Annotated in this window: 14 protein-coding genes; 11 read left to right on the top strand and 3 right to left on the bottom strand. The window is 72.0% G+C overall.

Features of this window, described 5'->3' with window-relative positions; genetic code table 11:
• Window positions 1-7 precede the first annotated feature (7 nt).
• Window positions 8-1,021 (bottom strand): GlxA family transcriptional regulator, encoded by a 1,014-nt coding sequence (locus tag ABD378_RS06070; RefSeq protein ID WP_344519377.1) that lies wholly within the window; start codon window positions 1,019-1,021, stop codon window positions 8-10.
• Between the two features lie 148 nt (window positions 1,022-1,169).
• On the opposite strand from ABD378_RS06070, the gene ABD378_RS06065 reads away from it, so the two are divergent.
• The gene (locus ABD378_RS06065) at window positions 1,170-1,817 is read left to right on the top strand and encodes an HD domain-containing protein (RefSeq protein WP_344519376.1); all 648 of its coding nucleotides are present in this window, start codon (window positions 1,170-1,172) and stop codon (window positions 1,815-1,817) included.
• A gap of 59 nt (window positions 1,818-1,876) precedes the next feature.
• Window positions 1,877-2,617, top strand: coding sequence for a Clp protease N-terminal domain-containing protein (locus tag ABD378_RS06060; protein ID WP_344519375.1), 741 nt, complete (start codon window positions 1,877-1,879; stop codon window positions 2,615-2,617).
• Here ABD378_RS06060 and ABD378_RS06055 read toward each other — a convergent pair.
• Window positions 2,571-3,698, bottom strand: a complete 1,128-nt coding sequence (locus ABD378_RS06055) for an isopenicillin N synthase family dioxygenase (RefSeq protein ID WP_344519374.1) — start codon at window positions 3,696-3,698, stop codon at window positions 2,571-2,573. The genes ABD378_RS06060 and ABD378_RS06055 overlap by 47 nt on opposite strands.
• 51 nt (window positions 3,699-3,749) lie before the next feature.
• Window positions 3,750-4,634: a (2Fe-2S)-binding protein gene (locus ABD378_RS06050; RefSeq protein WP_344519748.1), complete on the bottom strand. Its 885-nt coding sequence runs from the start codon at window positions 4,632-4,634 to the stop codon at window positions 3,750-3,752.
• A gap of 201 nt (window positions 4,635-4,835) precedes the next feature.
• Here ABD378_RS06050 and ABD378_RS06045 point away from each other — a divergent pair, with 201 nt between their 5' ends.
• From ABD378_RS06045 to ABD378_RS06005, 9 genes are all read left to right on the top strand, one after another.
• Entirely contained in the window at window positions 4,836-5,855 is a 1,020-nt protein-coding gene (locus ABD378_RS06045; protein WP_344519373.1) for a FecCD family ABC transporter permease, read from the top strand.
• Window positions 5,852-6,907: a FecCD family ABC transporter permease gene (locus tag ABD378_RS06040; protein WP_344519372.1), complete on the top strand. Its 1,056-nt coding sequence runs from the start codon at window positions 5,852-5,854 to the stop codon at window positions 6,905-6,907. The genes ABD378_RS06045 and ABD378_RS06040 overlap by 4 nt, the downstream gene beginning before the upstream one ends.
• Entirely contained in the window at window positions 6,904-7,770 is an 867-nt protein-coding gene (locus tag ABD378_RS06035; protein ID WP_344519370.1) for an ABC transporter ATP-binding protein, read from the top strand. The genes ABD378_RS06040 and ABD378_RS06035 overlap by 4 nt, the downstream gene beginning before the upstream one ends.
• 109 nt (window positions 7,771-7,879) lie before the next feature.
• Window positions 7,880-8,884 carry an ABC transporter substrate-binding protein gene (locus tag ABD378_RS06030; protein WP_344519369.1) on the top strand — a complete coding sequence of 335 codons (1,005 nt, stop codon included), beginning with the start codon at window positions 7,880-7,882 and terminating at the stop codon, window positions 8,882-8,884.
• A 91-nt stretch (window positions 8,885-8,975) separates the two neighbouring features.
• The gene (locus ABD378_RS06025; RefSeq protein WP_344519367.1) at window positions 8,976-10,181 is read left to right on the top strand and encodes an ATP-grasp domain-containing protein; all 1,206 of its coding nucleotides are present in this window, start codon (window positions 8,976-8,978) and stop codon (window positions 10,179-10,181) included.
• Window positions 10,178-11,980: an IucA/IucC family protein gene (locus tag ABD378_RS06020; protein WP_344519366.1), complete on the top strand. Its 1,803-nt coding sequence runs from the start codon at window positions 10,178-10,180 to the stop codon at window positions 11,978-11,980. The genes ABD378_RS06025 and ABD378_RS06020 overlap by 4 nt, the downstream gene beginning before the upstream one ends.
• Window positions 11,980-13,206, top strand: a complete 1,227-nt coding sequence (locus ABD378_RS06015; protein WP_344519747.1) for an MFS transporter — start codon at window positions 11,980-11,982, stop codon at window positions 13,204-13,206. The genes ABD378_RS06020 and ABD378_RS06015 overlap by 1 nt, the downstream gene beginning before the upstream one ends.
• A complete protein-coding gene (locus ABD378_RS06010; protein ID WP_344519365.1) occupies window positions 13,206-15,023 on the top strand; it encodes an IucA/IucC family protein in 1,818 nt (605 codons plus the stop codon). Before ABD378_RS06015 ends, ABD378_RS06010 begins: the two co-directional genes overlap by 1 nt.
• Entirely contained in the window at window positions 15,020-16,240 is a 1,221-nt protein-coding gene (locus ABD378_RS06005) for a type III PLP-dependent enzyme (protein ID WP_344519364.1), read from the top strand. Before ABD378_RS06010 ends, ABD378_RS06005 begins: the two co-directional genes overlap by 4 nt.
• The last annotated feature ends 16 nt before the right edge of the window (window positions 16,241-16,256 follow it).

Raw genomic sequence — 16,256 nt, 5'->3', positions numbered from 1 at the left:
CACGCTCCTAGGCCGTGGCGGCTCCTGGCGGCGGATGCATCTCGACCCGTGTCGTGCGGAAGCGTGCGGCGTACGCGGACGGTGTCGTCCCCAGGTGGCGGGCGAAGGCCCTGCGCAGCGTCTCGTCGCTGCCCAGGCCGCTGCGTTCGGCCGCGTCGGTGACGCTCGCGCCGCGTTCGAGGAGCATGCGGGCGGACTCGAGCCTGAGGGACTCCACGTAGGCGGCCGGTGTGGTGCCGAGCTGTCGCGTGAACAGCCGGGTCAGATGCCGGGGGCTCACGGCGGCCCGCCCGGCCAGGGTCGCGAGGCGGTGGTCGGCTGCCGGATCGGCGGCGATGGCGTCGAGCAGCGGGCGCAGCACCGGATGGCTGGTCGCCGGGGTGCGCGAGGCCGCGGAGAACTGGGACTGTCCGCCGGGCCGCTGCAGGAAGACCACGAGGTCCCGGGCGACCCGCCGCGCGGTGTCGGGGCCGTGGTCCTGCTCGACGAGAGCCAGGCAGACGTCGATGCCGGCGGTGACCCCGGCCGAGGTGAGGACGGGCCCGTCCTGGACGTAGATGGCATCCGCCGTGACGGTGGTCTCGGGGTGCAGCCGGGCCAGCTTCGCCGCGTGTTCCCAGTGCGTCGTCGCCCTGCGCCCGCGCAGCAGACCCGCAGCGGCCAGCGCGAAGGCCCCGGTGCACACGGCGGCCACCCGCCCTGCCCCGCTTGCCAGTTGGGCCACGAGCTCGACGAGGTCGGGCCGTTCCGCGAAGGTGACGAGCTCGGCGTGGCCGGGAACGACGAGGGTGTCCGCGCCGCCCACATCCGCCGCCGGCAGATCGGCCGCGATCCGCAGCCCGGTGGAGGTCCTCACGTCCTGCCCGTCGGGGCTGCACACCCGCACGGTGTAGCCGCCGCCGGTGTAGCGGGCCGCGGTGGCGAAGACCTCCAAGGGGGCCGCGACATCGAGGAGACGCACGCCGTCGAAGGCGAGGACATAGATGTGGTGGGGGCGGGGTCCGTCCAGCTGTTCGGGCACGGGACCACGGTAGCGGCAGGACGTGTCCAGATGTGTGGGGTACCTGTCCACAAGGACATGGCCCTGGGACGCGTACGTCGAGCAGGCTGGTCCCACGGGCCGACAGGGGCTCGCGCCCCACTCCCTCCTCCACGACAGGAGTCACACCATGACCGACCGCTCCTCTTCCGCCGCCGGAGTGTCCGTGCCGGACACCAAGCTGGCCGCCGCGGCCACCGAACTGGTGCGGGACACGGCGAGCGAGCTGATCTACCACCACTCCCGCCGCGTCTTCTGGTTCGGCAGCCTGCAAGGCGCCGGGCGCGGGCTGAGTTTCGATCCCGAACTGCTCTACATCGGCGCGATGTTCCACGACCTGGGCCTGGGTGAGCGCTTCCGGGACAGCGGCCGCCGCTTCGAGGTGGACAGCGCCGAGGAGGCACGCGGCTTCCTGCACGGTCACGGCGTACCGGAGGACAGCGTGCGCCGGGTGTGGACCGCCATCGCCCTGCACACGACCCCGGGCATCCCCGAGTTCATGGAGCCGGAGGTCGCCCTGGTCACCGCAGGAGTGGAGTACGACGTCCTGGGCATCGGCTACGACGACCTGAGCGCCGACGACCGCGCCGAGATCACCGCGCTGCACCCACGCCCCGACTTCAAGCGGCGCATCCTGGAGGCGTTCGCCGAAGGAATCGCCCCCAAGCCGGAGACCACCTTCGGCAACGTGAAGGCCGACGTCCTGGAGCACTTCGTCCCCGGCTATACCCGCGGCGACTTCGTCGAGGTCATCCAGAACTCCCCCTGGACGGAGTAGGAGAATCGAGCGTCAACCCAGGGTTGACACCCTCTCGACTGTCAACCTACCGTTGACACATGACGCAGCCCGCACAGCCCACCCAACCCATCCGTCTCGACGACTTGATCCAGGCCATCAAGAAGGCCCACCCCGAAGCCCTCGACCAGCTCTCCGACGCCGTGATCGCCGCCGATCACCTCGGCGACGTCGCCGACCATCTGATCGGCCACTTCGTGGACCAGGCGCGCCGTTCGGGCGCCTCGTGGACGGACATCGGCAAGAGCATGGGGGTCACCCGGCAGGCGGCCCAGAAGCGGTTCGTGCCCAAGGACCCCGGCGAGATGTCGGACCTCGACCCCCGGCAGGGCTTCAACCGGTTCACCCCCCGGGCGAGGAACGTGGTCATGGCCTCGCAGGAGGAGGCCCGCGCCGCGGGCAACGACGAGATCGGCCCCGGCCATCTGACGCTCGCCCTCCTGACCGATCCGGACGCACTCGCCGCGAAGGCCCTTGTCGCGCAGGGGAGTTCGCTCGACGCGATCCGCGAGAGCGTCACCGACGCGCTGCCGCGCGCGGTCGGCGATGTGCCCGACCTCATCCCGTACGACGCGGGGGCGAAGAAGGTACTCGAACTCACCTACCGCGAGGCGCTGCGGCTCGGTCACAACTACATCGGGACCGAGCACATCCTGCTCTCGCTCCTGGAGGCCGAGGGCGGCACGGGCACGCTCGCCGGGCTCGGCATCGACAAGGCGGCAGCCGAAACGAACATCACCGAGGCCCTTGAGGCGATCCGCGCCTCCCTCGACCAGGCGTGACCGTGCCGGATCCGGCCGCGGGGCCGTCCTTCCCGGTCTCCCGCCCCGCGGCCGCGCGCACCCGCGCGGCCTCCCGGACGGCCGCCACGTTCGCCTTGCCCTGCCGGGACCCCGCCAGCTTCGCCTTGATGTGGTCGCGTACGAGGATCGGTTCGTAGGCGAGTTCGTCGGCGGCGTCGAGGTGGCTCGGCAGCGTGGAGATGACCGCGTCGACGTTGCCGTCGTGGAAGTAGGCCGCGGACCGGCGCCGGACGATACCGCCGTCCACGATCGGCGGCTTGACGCGGTGCAGGGTGGACATCCAGCGGTCGTTGGTGAGCCGGGCGGTGAGGTCGCCGAGATTGACCAGGAGCGCACCGTCGACGGGAGAGACGTCGTGCCAGGCCCCGTCGGTGGCGAGCACCTGCAGCCCGGCGACCTGGTCCGCCCACAACACGGTGACCAGACCGAAGTCGGTGTGCTCACCCATCCCCGTCAGGTCGCCGTCGAGCGTGACGGCGCCTTCCGGCAGGGCGTAGTTGTTCATGCGCAGTACGTCGATGGAGTGGTCGGTCAGCAGCTCGAAGAAGTCGGAAGGCTCCCCCAGGGCGTCCGCGAAGATGCGGGTCAGGGTGCGTGCCACGCGACCGGCCCGCGCGAAGTAGCCCAGCACGGCCCGTTCGAAGCCGCCGACCTGCGCGGGCCAGACGTTGCGGCCGTAGTCGTCCTCGGACAGGTCGAGCCCGGGGAACGAGCGGGCTTCGGTGCCGACGTTGAACGCCTCGAAGAAGTCATTCATGTGCCCGGCGGACTCCACGCCCAGGCTCAGGCTCAGGGATTCACTCTTCGGCGGGCTGTAGCCGCGGTTCGCCCCGGCGACGCGGTAGCCCTTCTTCGTCTCCAGGGGCAGGCCGAAGAACCCGTCCACGGCAGCGGCCAGGCCGTCCACCGTCTCGTCGGGAATGCCGTGGCCGAGGATCTGGACGAAGCCGACGCGGGCGCAGGCGTCGTCCATCTCCCGTGCCACGCGGGCGCGTTCGGCCGCCGGGCCGCCGTCGTCGACGTACGGCGTGATGTCGATGACGGGGACCTGGAAGGGCATGGGCGTCTCCTGGCGCGAGCGAGGGGCTACGCCGGATTCCCTATCACGATTTCACTGCCCGGACGGCACATCGGCCGAGGTGATGTCCGCCTCCAGCCTCCGCAGCCGTTCCGCGTCGCAGACGCGCGGACACGTGCCGCACGCCTCGGTGGCACGGATCGTGTAGTAGAGGCAGCAGCCGAGACGGGTGCGGGTCGGGTGCCGTTCGCCGTCGCGGGTCGTCAGGTGGCGGAAGGCGGCGCCGCCGGGAAAGGGTTCGACGGGGCCGGGGAGCAGCGCGTCCACCGCGCGCAGCGCCTCGTCCTCCTGGCCGAGCATGCGCCCCAGGTACCAGATGCCGGAGACGAGGTCGTCCCCGGCCATGCCCCACAACGCCCGTTGCCCCCGCCGCAGTTGGGGCCCGATCGCCGTGAGCAGCGGGCGCATGTGTGCGACGACCGCGGCGCGGAGTTCGGTGCGGAGCGAGTCCTCGTCGGGCAGGACCCGCGTTCCGGGGAGCCCGGCCGCCGGGTCGTCCGGGAGACAGGCGAAGGAGCCGGGGACGATCTCGAAGGCGCCGGTCTCCAGGTGGACGCGTACGTCCTCGGGGCGGATCCGCGGCACGCGCCGCTCCAGGTACCAGGCGCCGCTCATCAGCAGGGAGACCGACCAGAGGTAGCCGTGCAGCGCGCGGGACGCGGCGACGTCCGGTCGCGGACTGTGGTCGTGACCGGCGCGGATGCGTGCGGCCTCCGCCTCGACGAAGGCGTCAAGGGCGTCTTGATGTGCCGTCAGTTCGGCGCCGGTGAGCCACCCTTGACCCGCGGTCGAGCCGGGTTGCGCCACCGTGACGGCGAGCGTCCCGCAGTGCGCGGTGAGCCGCTGATAGGTCGCGGCGAGCAGGGCGGCGGGGCTCAGGGCGGTGGCGGCAGGCGCCAGGTCCGGGGCCACGGTCAGCGGCACGCGTAACTCCTTGAAAAGGCAGGTCCATCGGTCGTTCAGCGGCGAACCCGCCACCGCGAACTAGGTAAGGCTTACCTTATTTCTCTTCAACTTGCCTCATCGTGAACGGCGCGCCGCACGCGTCACTTTGCTGCGTGATCCAACCCTCACAGCGAGTTGACATCATTAGGTATACCTAACCTAAACTCTCACCCTGTGTCCAAGATCGCTCGGGCCGTCCCGACAGGCATCCTTTTCACGCGGCGTATCCCTCTGCTCCTCGCCGGATTCGGCGCGTTGGTGCTGTGTGCCGCCCTCAGTCTGGCCCTGGGCTCGCGCCCGGTACCGCTGTCCACCGTGGCCGAAGCGCTCTTCGGCGACGCCCACGGGCGGGACGCGATCGTCGTCACCGGGCTGCGTCTCCCGCGCACCGTCGTCGCACTCGCCGTGGGCGCCGCCCTCGGCGTGGCCGGTGCCGTCGCCCAGGGCATCACCCGCAACCCGCTCGCCTCGCCGACCACGCTCGGCATCAACGCGGGCGCCGGGTTCGCGGTCGTCGTCGCCATCTACGCCCTGCATCTCACGCGGCCCGTCGAGTATCTGTGGTTCGCCTTCTTCGGAGCCGCGGCGGCCGGGATGCTCGCCCTGATGCTGGCCCGGCGCGCGGGTGACCTCGATCCGGTGCGGCTCGCGCTCGGCGGCGTCGTGCTCCAGATGGTGCTCCTCTCCTGGACCCAGGCCGTGATGCTGGCCAGTGAACGCACCCTGGACGAGGCCCGCTTCTGGCTGGCCGGGTCGCTGTCGGGGCGCACCCTCGATGTGCTCTGGCCGGTCCTTCCCACCCTCGTCATCGGCCTTGTCCTCGCCCTCGCGATCTCTCCCGCTCTCAACGCCCTTGCGCTGGGCGACGATTCGGCGCAGGCGCTCGGCGTTCCGGTGGCCAGGATCCGCGTGATCGGCGGCATCGCGGTCGTATTGCTGGCGGGCTCGGCGGTGGCGGTCGCCGGGCCCGTCGCGTTCATCGGACTCGCCGCCCCGCACCTGGTGCGGCTCGCGGTCGGCTCCGACCACCGGCTGCTCGTGCCGGGCTGCCTGATCGCCGGGCCGCTGCTGCTCCTGGCCGCCGATGTCCTTGGCCGCGTCGTCGTACGCCCCTCCGAGCTGGAGGTCGGCATCGTCAGCGCGTTCCTCGGGGCGCCGCTGCTCGCGGTCCTTGCCCGGAAGGTGGCGCGATGACCGTCTTCGCCGTACGTGAGGTCAAGTCCGCGCCCACCGGGACGCGGGCCCGGCAGCGGCGCCGCCTGGCGCTGCTCGGCTGCGTCGGCCTCGCCGCCCTCTTCGCGCTCGTCACCCGCGCCCTGACGACGGGACAGATGCCCATGTCCGCCTCCGTCGCGCTGCGCGGCCTCGTCGGCCTCGGTGACCCGGCGGACGTGCTTGTGGTGCAGGAGCTGCGGGCGCCCCGCGTGATCGCCGCGGTCATCGCCGGCTGCGGGCTCGGGGTCGCGGGCTCGCTGCTGCAACGGGTCTTCCGCAATCCGCTGGCCTCGCCGGACGTGATGGGTGTGACGGGCGGCGCCTCCTTCGGAGCCGTCGTGCTGCTCGCCACCGGGGCATCCCAGACGCTGATTCCGCCGGCCGCGCTGGGCGGCGGTCTCCTGGCCGCGCTGCTCCTCGGGGTGTTCGGCTGGCGCTCGGGACTCACCGTCACCCGGCTCGTGCTCGTCGGGCTCGCCGTCCAGGCGGGACTCGCCGCCGCCGTGAACCTCATGGTCGTACGCTTCCCCGCCGAACTCGCGGGCTCCGCGCTGCAGTGGACCACCGGATCGCTCTACGGACGCACGTGGACCGAGGTGTGGGCCGCCGGAGGCGCGGTGGCGCTCGCACTCGTGGTCGCGTTCGCGCTCCAGCGGCGGCTCGCCGTACTGGACCTGGGCGACGAGTCGGCGGGCGGGCTCGGCCTCAACCCGTCGGCCGCGCGGCTCCAACTCCTCCTGACCGCCATCGTGCTGGCCTCGCTCGCCGCGGCGCTCACCGGGCCCGTCGCGTTCGTGGCGCTGGCCGTGCCCCATCTGGTGCGGTTCGTCGCGGGCCCGCCGACACCGGGGACGCTGGCGCTGACCGGTCTGGCGGGGGCGGTGCTGCTGCTCGCGTCCGACCTGGTGGTGCAGCACCTGCTTCCGGTGAAGGGGCTCCCCGTCGGAGTGGTCTCCGCGACGCTCGGCGCCCCCTGGCTCCTTGTGCTGATGATCCGACAGAGCAGGCCCGTCAACCGGAGTGCCGCATGAGTCCCACGCAGACGTCCACGCAGATGTCCACGCCGACGCCCCCCGCCAATCAACTCTCCACGCACGGGCTCGACCTGCGGTACGGCGACAAGGTCGTGGTCGGCGGCCTCGACGTGACACTGCCCGGCGGCGCCGTCACCGCCATCGTCGGCCCCAACGCCTGCGGCAAGTCCACGCTGCTGCGCGGTCTGACGCGGCTGCTCGCGCCCGCCGGCGGCAGTGTCGCCCTGGACGGCGCGGACATCCACCGGATGTCGGCGCGGGCCCTCGCCCGGCGGATGGGCCTCCTGCCGCAGCAGCCGGTGACGCCCGACGCCATCACCGTCGAAGCCCTCGTACGCCTGGGCCGCTACCCCCACCAGACCTTCCTCAGCCCCTGGTCCAAGGCCGACCAGGCGGCGGTGGACGAGGCATTGGAGCGCACCGGCACCGCGGAGCTGCGCGAGGAGAGCGTGGACCGGCTCTCCGGCGGCCAGCGCCAGCGTGCCTGGATCGCCCTCGCGCTCGCCCAGGACACCGAACTGCTTCTCCTGGACGAGCCGACCACCTTCCTGGACCTGCGCCACCAGCTCGACGTCCTCGACCTGGTGGCCGATCTGCACACCGAGGCGGACCGCACCGTGGTGATGGTGCTGCACGACCTCGGGCAGGCCGCCCGGTACGCGGACCACCTGGTCGTCCTCAAGGACGGACGGCTCGCCGCGGCCGGGGCGCCCGCAGACGTACTCGACGCGGAACTCGTCAAGGACGTGTTCGACGTCGACTGCCGGGTCATCCCCGACCCGGAGACCGGCACCCCACTGGTCGTACCGAAGGGCAGAACCGCCCGCCGCGCCACGGGCGATCCGGCCGTCCCCGCCTGATCGTCCCCACCTGATCGTTGTCGCGTTTCGTTCCGCCGCATCCCGTCCGTCCCCTCTGTCCCGTCTGTCCCGTCCCAACCTCCGCTCACAGCAAGGGAATCCAACCCTCATGACCACCAGAAGCTTTCCACGCAGGCTCAGTGCCGTCCTGCTCACCGTCGTCCTCGGCACCGGCACGCTCGCCGCGTGCGGCGACTCCGACGGGGACGACAAGGGCAAGGCCGACTCCGCCGCCGACACCGGCTTCCCGCGCACCATCAAGCACGCCATGGGCAGCACCGAGATCCCCGCACAGCCGAAGAAGGTCGTCGTCCTGGACACCGGCGAGCTGGACGACGTCACGCTGCTCGGCGTCAAGCCGGTCGGCGCCGTCTCCCCGCACTTCAAGACCGCGGGCGGCTTCCCCTCGTACCTCAAGGACAAGATCGGCGGCGTGAAGGACGTCGGCCCGATGGAGGAGCCGAACCTGGAGCTGATCGCCTCCCTCAAGCCCGACCTGATCCTGTCCTCCAAGGTCCGGCACGAGAAGGTCTACGACAAGCTCAAGGGCATCGCGCCGACCGTCTTCACCGAGACGACGGGTTCCCCCTGGAAGGAGAACCTGAAGGTCCACGCCAAGGCCCTCGGCATGGAGAGCCAGGCCGACACGGCGCTCAAGAACTACGAGAAGCGCGCCAAGGCCCTCGGCGACTCCATCAAGGCGAAGTACGACGGGAAGATGCCGTCGGCCTCGGTCGTCCGCTTCATCGCGGGCCCGACCCGGCTCTACCAGAAGTCCGCCTACAGCGGCATCGTCCTCGACGACATCGGCCTCACGCGCCCGGCGTCGCAGAACTCGTCGGACCCCGAGAAGTCGATGCTGGACGTCAGCCCCGAGCAGATCGACAAGGCCGAAGCCGACCTCATCTTCGTGACGGTGGCCGACGCTCCCGACAAGACGCAGCAGAAGGACGTCACGTCCAACCCGGTCTGGAAGGACCTGACGGCCGTCAAGAAGGACAAGGTCTTCACGGTCCCGGACGAGACGTGGATGTCGGGCATCGGCGTCCAGGCCGCGGAGCACGTTCTTGAGGACGTGGCGAAGGCGACGGACGTCAAACTGCCGGCCAAGTAGGCGCTCGTCGTAGAGGCGGGCCCTTGGCCGGGCCCGCCCTTCCCCCACCCCCCACATGCACCTCCGCTCGCACCCGGAAGTGGACTCGCCCATGCGGCTGTACGTCCTTGCCCGCAACCCCACCGACTCGGTCACCGAAGGCTTTCTGCCCGCCGCGCGCGGGCTCGGCCTCGACGTCACCCTCCTCACCGATCAGCCGGACGCCCACCGGGTCGGCTGTGCCCGGGAGAACCTCGAATCCCTGGAGATCCTGGAGTGCGACGTACGCGATTTCCGCGCCGTCATCAGCCGGATCTCCGCGCACCACTCCCCCGGCGCGGTCTTCACCAACAGCGACCACCTGCAGACCCAAGCGGCCCTGGCCGCCGAGTACTTCGGGCTGCCCGGCAAGGACTGGCGGGCGGCGCTGCGCACCAAGGACAAGGCGCAGATGCGGCGCCATCTGGCGGCCGCGGGGGCCGACGCGGTCTGGTCGGCGGAGCTCGCCGCGGGCCAAGACCCGGCCGAAATCACCGCCCTCGACGTTCCGTTCCCGTGCGTGGTGAAACCGCGGGAGGGCGTGGCGAGCGAGGACGTGGTGCTCGTCGAGGGGCCCGGGGAGCTCGTGCGGCGGTGCGCGGAGATACAGGCGCGGCGTCCGGGGGCGGCACTGGTCGTCGAGGAGTATCTCGCCGGGGAGTTGTGCACCCTGGAGACGCTCGGCGACGGCCACGTCCGGCACGTCCTTGGCGGTTTCCGTACGCAGGTGTCGCCGCCGCCGTACTTCATAGAGGAGCGGATGACGTTCGCCCCGGCGCATCCGGAGCCGGTGGTGTCCCAGGTCCTGGCCCAACTTGACGTGCTGGGTGTGGGGTTCGGCGCATGCCACACGGAGTTCGTGGTGGCGGACGGGCGTGCACGGCTCATAGAGGTCAACTACCGCGCCATCGGCGACCAGTGCGACCTGCTCCTCGCCCAGCTCCTGGACATACCGCTCTTCGAGCACATCCTCCGTACGCATCTGGGGGAGCCGCTCCCCTCGGACCTGGGCGCGCGGACGGACGGCCGGGCACGGCTCGACTACCCGTGCGCGCAGCGCACGGGAACGCTGACGGCTGCGCCGGGTGCGACCGAAGTGGTCGTGGGTGGAGTGCGCCTGACGTACCGACCGCTACGCGAACTCGGCGAGCACCACGAACTCCACGGCACGAACCGGGACTTCCTCGGCGTGGTCCGCGCCACGGGCACCGACCAGTCAGCGGTGGACCGAGCCGTGGCGGACTTCCTCGCCGGTCACCACTGGGAGATCACGCCGTGACGCGTCTGCCTGAAGGGACGCCTTCAACCACGGCCGACGTCGAGGCCGAGCTCCTGCTACGCGTACTGAGCGCGCTCCTGCGCGAGGACGTGGTGGGGTGGCGCACCCGGAGCACGGCGGTGCGGCATCCGGACGGCTTGTGGCTGAGGCTGAGTGGCGGGCATGACGCGTCCGGCGGTGACGCCCTGCTGATGCCTGTCCAGGCGGACGGCTACCAAGGGACGTACGCCGCCCGGCTTCCCCTGCTCCGGCGGGAGTCCGACGGGGCCGAACTCACCGACGCGGGCAGCGTTCTGTCCGCCCTGCGCGACCTCGCCGACCCCGTGGACCGTGGCGGATTCGAGGCACTCGCCGCGGAGTGCGGGCAGGCGCTCGACGCCATGCGGCTGCATGCCGGGACGAAGGGTGAGGCGGATGCCCTGCTCACCGGTCGGTACGGCGGCGACCCCGCAACCTGGACCGGCCTCGCGGGCGGGCTCGGCTTCGACACCCTCGCCGCGCGGACGGATCACCCCGTGTATCCGACCTCCCGTGGGCGCTCCGGGCTCTCCGTGCCCCAACTGCGCGCGTATGCCCCTGAGTTCCACCCCACTTTCGCGCTACGGCAGCTCGCCCTGCCCCGCGATGCCGTCACCGTCGGCGGCGGCACCGACGCCTGGCTCTCGCCCCGCGAGGCAGGGGCACCCGAGCTCGAAGGGAGTCATCTCGTGCTCCCCGTGCACCCGTTGACCGCGGACGGCACCCTGCGCGACGCGCTGCGGGAAGCGGGGCTCGACGGGCGGGCCCAGCTGCTCGACGGGCCAGGATCCGACGTCGTACCGACCCTGTCGATGCGTACCGTCGCCCTCACCTCGCACCCCGCGCGGCACCTCAAACTGCCGCTCGCCACCGCCACTTTGGGCCTGCGCAATCGGCGCACCATCAAGCCGGGCACCCTCGTCGACGGCGCCGCCGGCCAGCGGCTGACCGAAGCCGTCGTCGCCCGTGAGCCCCGGTTCCAGGGGGTCGTCCTGCACGCGGACGAGACCCGGTTCGCGCACGCCGGGCATGAGCTCATCGCCGTGCTCCTGCGCCGCTACCCCGCCGGTCTCGACGGCTCCGTGGTCGTGCCGATGGCCGCGCTCCTGTGCCAGGCGCCCGGTGGTGACCGGCTGCTGATCGACCACATCGCCGACCGCTTCTACGGCGGTGATCCCCTCGCCCTCCTGGACGCCACGCTCGCCCTCCTCTTCGACTGGCAGACCACCCTCTTCGCCTACGGGATCGCCCTGGAGTCGCATCAGCAGAACATCTCGCTGGTGATGGACGAGCACACCGACGGCAACGCGGGCCGCCGGACCCGGCTGCGGCTGCTGTTCAAGGACAACGACGGGCCGCGCGTCAACCACGCCCGACTACGTGAGGCCATGGGGCAACAGGCCCCGGAACGCGGCGAGTTCGACGATGCGCGGATCTTCGTCGACGGAGACGGCCCCGTGCTCGACCTGTTCACCACCATCACCCTCCACCTCTGTGCGGGCTCCTACGCCTTCGGGCTCGCCCGGCACGGCCACGCCCCGCTGGAGCGTCTGCTCAGGCTCGTGCGCGACCGGCTCGCCGAGGCGGTCGCACGGCTCGGCACGGGCCCCGGCGAGCCGGGCGCACTCCTTCGGGCGCGCGTCCTGGACGCGCCGGAGCTACCCGTCAAGGCGATGGTCACCGCGGGCACTCTCCTGTCCAAGGAGCGCTCCGGGGCCGCCGACATCAACAAGCACTACACGACGGGACCCAACTACCTGCGGCAGACGGGGACTTCATGATGGCCACCGCATCGTCGGCGCACACTCTTACGGAGGGCCCGACCGTGGGCGCGGGACTCGGACGACGCCAGGTGCACGCCGTCGCCGCCTGCTACTTCGTCGCATCCTTCGCCGCCCTTGGCCTGCCCCCGTATCTCACCGAGATCCTCCCGGATCTCGGCGACGCGAGCGCCCGCTGGGCCGGGCTCCTGTACGTCGTCCCGACCGTCTTCGGCGCGCTCGGCGCGCCCCTGTGGGGCCGCGCCGCCGACCGCTTCGGCCGAAAACGGCTGCTCCTGCGGGCCCAACTCGGCCTCGCCGTCTCCTTCTTGCTCGCCGGATGGGCCGACTCCCTCGGCGCGTTCGTCACGGCACTGGTGCTGCAAGGCGTCCTCGGCGGCACGTTCGCCGCGTCCAACGGCTACCTCGGCGCCGCGCTCACCGGTTCGGGCCTCTCCAGGGCGCTCACCCTGATGCAGGGTGCCGCGCGGGCGGCGCTCGTCCTCGCGCCGATCGTCGTCGGCTCGCTGACGCCCTGGATCTCGCCGCACCGGCAGTACGCACTGCTCGCCGTCCTGCCGCTTGCGGCGGCCGCGATGCTCGCCGCCCTCCCGGAACCCACTGCGGAGCCTGCGAAGCCCGCCCCGGCCGAGGTGCCGGACGCCGCCGTCCCGCTCGCGCCGCTCAGGGCGCTCTACGCCTTCGAGTTCGCCTTCGTCCTCTCCACCGTCATCTCCTTCCCCTACCTGATCGCGCTGATCGAGGACCGAATACCCGGTGTCTCGCCGGTCGTGTCCGGCGCGCTCTTCGCCCTGCCGCACCTGTGCTATCTCCTCTTCGCGCTGCGGGTGCACCAGGCCGTCGAGCGCCGCCCCATGCAGGGGATTGCCGCCGGGTTCGGCCTGGTCGCGCTCGGTCTCGCCGGGCACGGCGCCGCCGATTCGCTCGCCGCCTTCACCGTCGTTCGGCTGGTGCTCGGCGCGGGTCTCACGCTCGGCCTCGTCAGCCTGTCCGTGCTCGCCGCCGAGTGCGCCCACGGCAGACCGCCCGGCGGCATGTTCGGCACGCTGGAGCTCGTCTCCAAAGGGGGCGCGGTCGCCGCCGGTCTCGCGGCAGCGGCCGGCAACAGCCTCCTCGGTCCGCCCGCTCCCCTCCTGACCGGCGCCGCGATCGCCCTGATCGCCCTGGCCGCCGCCACCCTTCCTGCCCTGTTCCGCCGCTCGCCCCGCATCCGCTGGAGCCGTTGATGTCCTTGCCGACCGGCACGTTCTCCGCCCCGTCCTGGGCGCCCGCCCAGTCCGCCGCCCTCATCGCAGGCGCCCCCGTCGCCGGCGCCGCGCCCACCCGTCTGCCCAGCGCGGACCAAGCGGTGACGCACACCCTCCTCAACTGCCTGCTGCGCGAGGTCTCGGGGCCCGAGCACCAGACCGCCGTCGTCGACGGCGATCTCCTGCTCCGGCTGCCGCGCCGCGGGGTCCTCCTGCGCGTCGCTCTGCGCCGCGCGTCGCTCCTCGGCGCCCACCGTTTCACCGGCCCGGTGACCGAACAGCGCGACGGCGACTGGGTGGAGGTGGACTGGCCGCGCCTCGCCGAGTACACGCACGCCGAGCTCTCGCTGCGCACCGGCGTGCGCAATGAGGAGTTCCTGGAGCAGATCGCCTCCAGCCACGAAGGGGTCAGCGCCGCGATCGCCGCCGACCGCCCTGCGCCCTCCTCCGGGACGGCTCCGCGGTGGCTCGCCGACTACCTCGCCTCCGAGCAGTCCCTGCTGTTCGGCCACCGTTTCCACCCCACCCCCAAGGCCCGCGGCGGCGACCTCGCCGACTGGTCCGCGTACGCCCCCGAGACCGCGGCCTCCTTCCCGCTGCGCCACCTCGCCGTACGGGATCATCTCGTCGTCGAGGAGTCGGCGCTGCCGGGCGCCACGGCCCCGCTCGACCGTCTCGGGACCGTGCCGGACGGCTACCGTCTCCTTCCCGTGCACCCCTGGCAGTACGACCTGCTGCGGGAGCACCCGGGGCTGCGCGCCGCCCTGGACCGCGGGGATGTCGTCGACCTGGGTCCCGGCGGCTCGCCGTTCGCCGCCACGGCCTCCGTACGCACGCTGTACGACGGTGACACGTTCCTGAAGTTCAGCCTGAACATCCGCATCACCAACTGCCTGCGCAAGAACGCCAGTTACGAGCTGTCGGGCGCCGTCGCACTCACCCGCGTACTCGAAGGCGCCCTGGACGACCTGGCCGTCCGCTTCCCGGGCAGCGCCGTGCTCCGCGAGCCCGCCTACCGCAGCCTGGCACTCGCGGGACCCGACGGTCGCCTTGACGTCGCCCTCCTGGAGGGCTTCGGCGTCATCGTCCGCGAAGGCCTCGCGGGACGGCTCATCCCCGGAACGACGCCCCTGCTCGCCGCGGCCGTCGCGGACGAGTATCCGACGGGGCCCGGCCACATCTCCCGGCTCCTGGCGGGCGCGGGGCCGCAACAGGCCCTCGAGTGGTGGCGGACGTATCTGCGGCTCCTGCTGCCACCGGTGCTCGCCGCGTACTTCGACCACGGTCTCGTGCTCGAACCACATCTGCAGAACGTCCTGATCTGCGTCGACGACGACGGCATGCCCGCCCAGGTGCTCTTCCGCGACCTGGAGGGCACCAAGCTCCTGCCCGAGCGTCACGCGGAGACCCTGGCCGCGCTCCCGCCCGAGGTCGCGGGCCCGATGACGTACGACGCGCAGCGCGGCTGGGACCGAGTCGTCTACTGCCTCCTGGTCAACCACGTCGCCGAGCTGCTCGCCGCCCTCGCCGACCTCCATCCGCACACCGAGCCCGCGCTCTGGTCACACGTCCGGGCCACGGTGCAGGAGTTCGCCGACGCCCACGGCTGCCCGCCCCGGCTCAGCGCCCTGCTCGCCGGAGTGCCGCTGCCCGCCAAGGCCAATCTGCTCACCCGCTGGGAGCGCAAGGCCGACCGGGACGCGGGCTATGTCCGTCTCACCTCACCCTTTCCGCTCGCCGAGCACGTACGGGACCTGGGTGCCCGCACCGACGCACCTTGGAGCGCCGCCGGATGACCGCCCCCACTCCCGCCGTACGTGACCGCGCCCTCGGCCTCGCCCCGGAAGAACTGCCCGCCTACCTGTACGACTTGGCGGCACTGGACACCCATGCCGCCGCCGTGCGCACCGCGCTCCCTGGGCAGGTCGAGCTCTATTACGCCGCCAAGGCCAATCCGGAGCCGAAGATCCTGACCGCGCTCGACCCGCACGTCGACGGCTACGAAGTCTCGTCGGGCGGTGAACTCGCCCATGTGGCCAAGGCGGTGGCGGGACGCCCGCTGGCCTTCGGCGGTCCCGGCAAGACGCCGGACGAGATCACGGCGGCCCTTGAGCTCGGCGTGGAGCGCTTCCATGTGGAGAGCGCGTACGAGCTGCGGATGCTGGCAGCGCTCGCCGCCCGCGTCGTGCCGCACACCCGCGTCGGGGTCCTGCTCCGCTTCAACCTCGACCTCAACGCCGATGCCCTGGCGGGGAGTTCACTGGCGATGGGCGGACGCCCCACGCCGTTCGGCATCGACCCGAGCGAGGCAGACTCCGTGGTCTCTGCGGACTCCGCGGTCTCCGGGTTCGCCGACGGAAGCTTCGCGCAGCTGCATCTGCTCGGCGTGCACGCCCATTTGGCCAGCGGACTCGACGCACCGCGCCAGCTCGCGGTCGCCGATTCCGTCGTGACCTGGTCGCAGGCGCTCGCCCGGCGGCACGGCATCCGGCTGTCGGAGGTCAACGTCGGCGGCGGGATGGGCGTGGACTACGCCGAGCCCGGCGCGCGCTTCGACTGGGCCCGGTACGGCGACGGCCTCGCCCGGCTCTGCGCGGCGCACCCCGAACTGACGCTCCGCATCGAGCCGGGGCGGGCACTGACTGCGTACTGCGGTTGGTACGCCACCGAGGTCCTGGACGTGAAGCAGAGCCACGGCGAGGAGTTCGCGGTGGTGCGCGGCGGCACCCACCATTTGCGCACCCCCGCGGCCAAGGGCCACGACCAGCCCTGCACCGTGCTCCCCGCGCGTGAGCCGTGGCCGCATCCGTGGCCCAGGTCCGAGGCGCGGCAGGGCCGGGTGACGTTCGCGGGGCAGTTGTGCACCCCGAAGGACGTCCTGTCCCGGCGGGTTCCGGTGGCGGGGCTGCGGGCCGGGGACCGGGTGGTGTTCGCGATGGCGGGTGCGTACGCGTGGAACATCTCGCACCACGACTTCCTCATGCACCCGAGGCCGGGCTTCCACTTCCTCTGACCGCCTGCGGTGGGTC

It is taken from the genome of Streptomyces rectiviolaceus, assembly GCF_039533825.1.
Classification (GTDB): Bacteria; Actinomycetota; Actinomycetes; order Streptomycetales; family Streptomycetaceae; genus Streptomyces; species Streptomyces rectiviolaceus.
This window is presented reverse-complemented; position numbering and strand designations above follow the sequence as displayed.

Bases quoted from the DNA above. Each gene is read 5' to 3' on its own strand.
- ABD378_RS06065 (WP_344519376.1), top strand. From the start codon at position 1,170: ATGACCGACCGCTCCTCTTCCGCCGCCGGAGTGTCCGTGCCGGACACC.
- ABD378_RS06060 (WP_344519375.1), top strand. From the start codon at position 1,877: ATGACGCAGCCCGCACAGCCCACCCAACCCATCCGTCTCGACGACTTG.
- ABD378_RS06055 (WP_344519374.1), bottom strand. From the start codon at position 3,698: ATGCCCTTCCAGGTCCCCGTCATCGACATCACGCCGTACGTCGACGAC.
- ABD378_RS06040 (WP_344519372.1), top strand. From the start codon at position 5,852: ATGACCGTCTTCGCCGTACGTGAGGTCAAGTCCGCGCCCACCGGGACG.
- ABD378_RS06035 (WP_344519370.1), top strand. From the start codon at position 6,904: ATGAGTCCCACGCAGACGTCCACGCAGATGTCCACGCCGACGCCCCCC.
- ABD378_RS06030 (WP_344519369.1), top strand. From the start codon at position 7,880: ATGACCACCAGAAGCTTTCCACGCAGGCTCAGTGCCGTCCTGCTCACC.
- ABD378_RS06025 (WP_344519367.1), top strand. From the start codon at position 8,976: ATGCGGCTGTACGTCCTTGCCCGCAACCCCACCGACTCGGTCACCGAA.
- ABD378_RS06015 (WP_344519747.1), top strand. From the start codon at position 11,980: ATGGCCACCGCATCGTCGGCGCACACTCTTACGGAGGGCCCGACCGTG.
- ABD378_RS06010 (WP_344519365.1), top strand. From the start codon at position 13,206: ATGTCCTTGCCGACCGGCACGTTCTCCGCCCCGTCCTGGGCGCCCGCC.
- ABD378_RS06005 (WP_344519364.1), top strand. From the start codon at position 15,020: ATGACCGCCCCCACTCCCGCCGTACGTGACCGCGCCCTCGGCCTCGCC.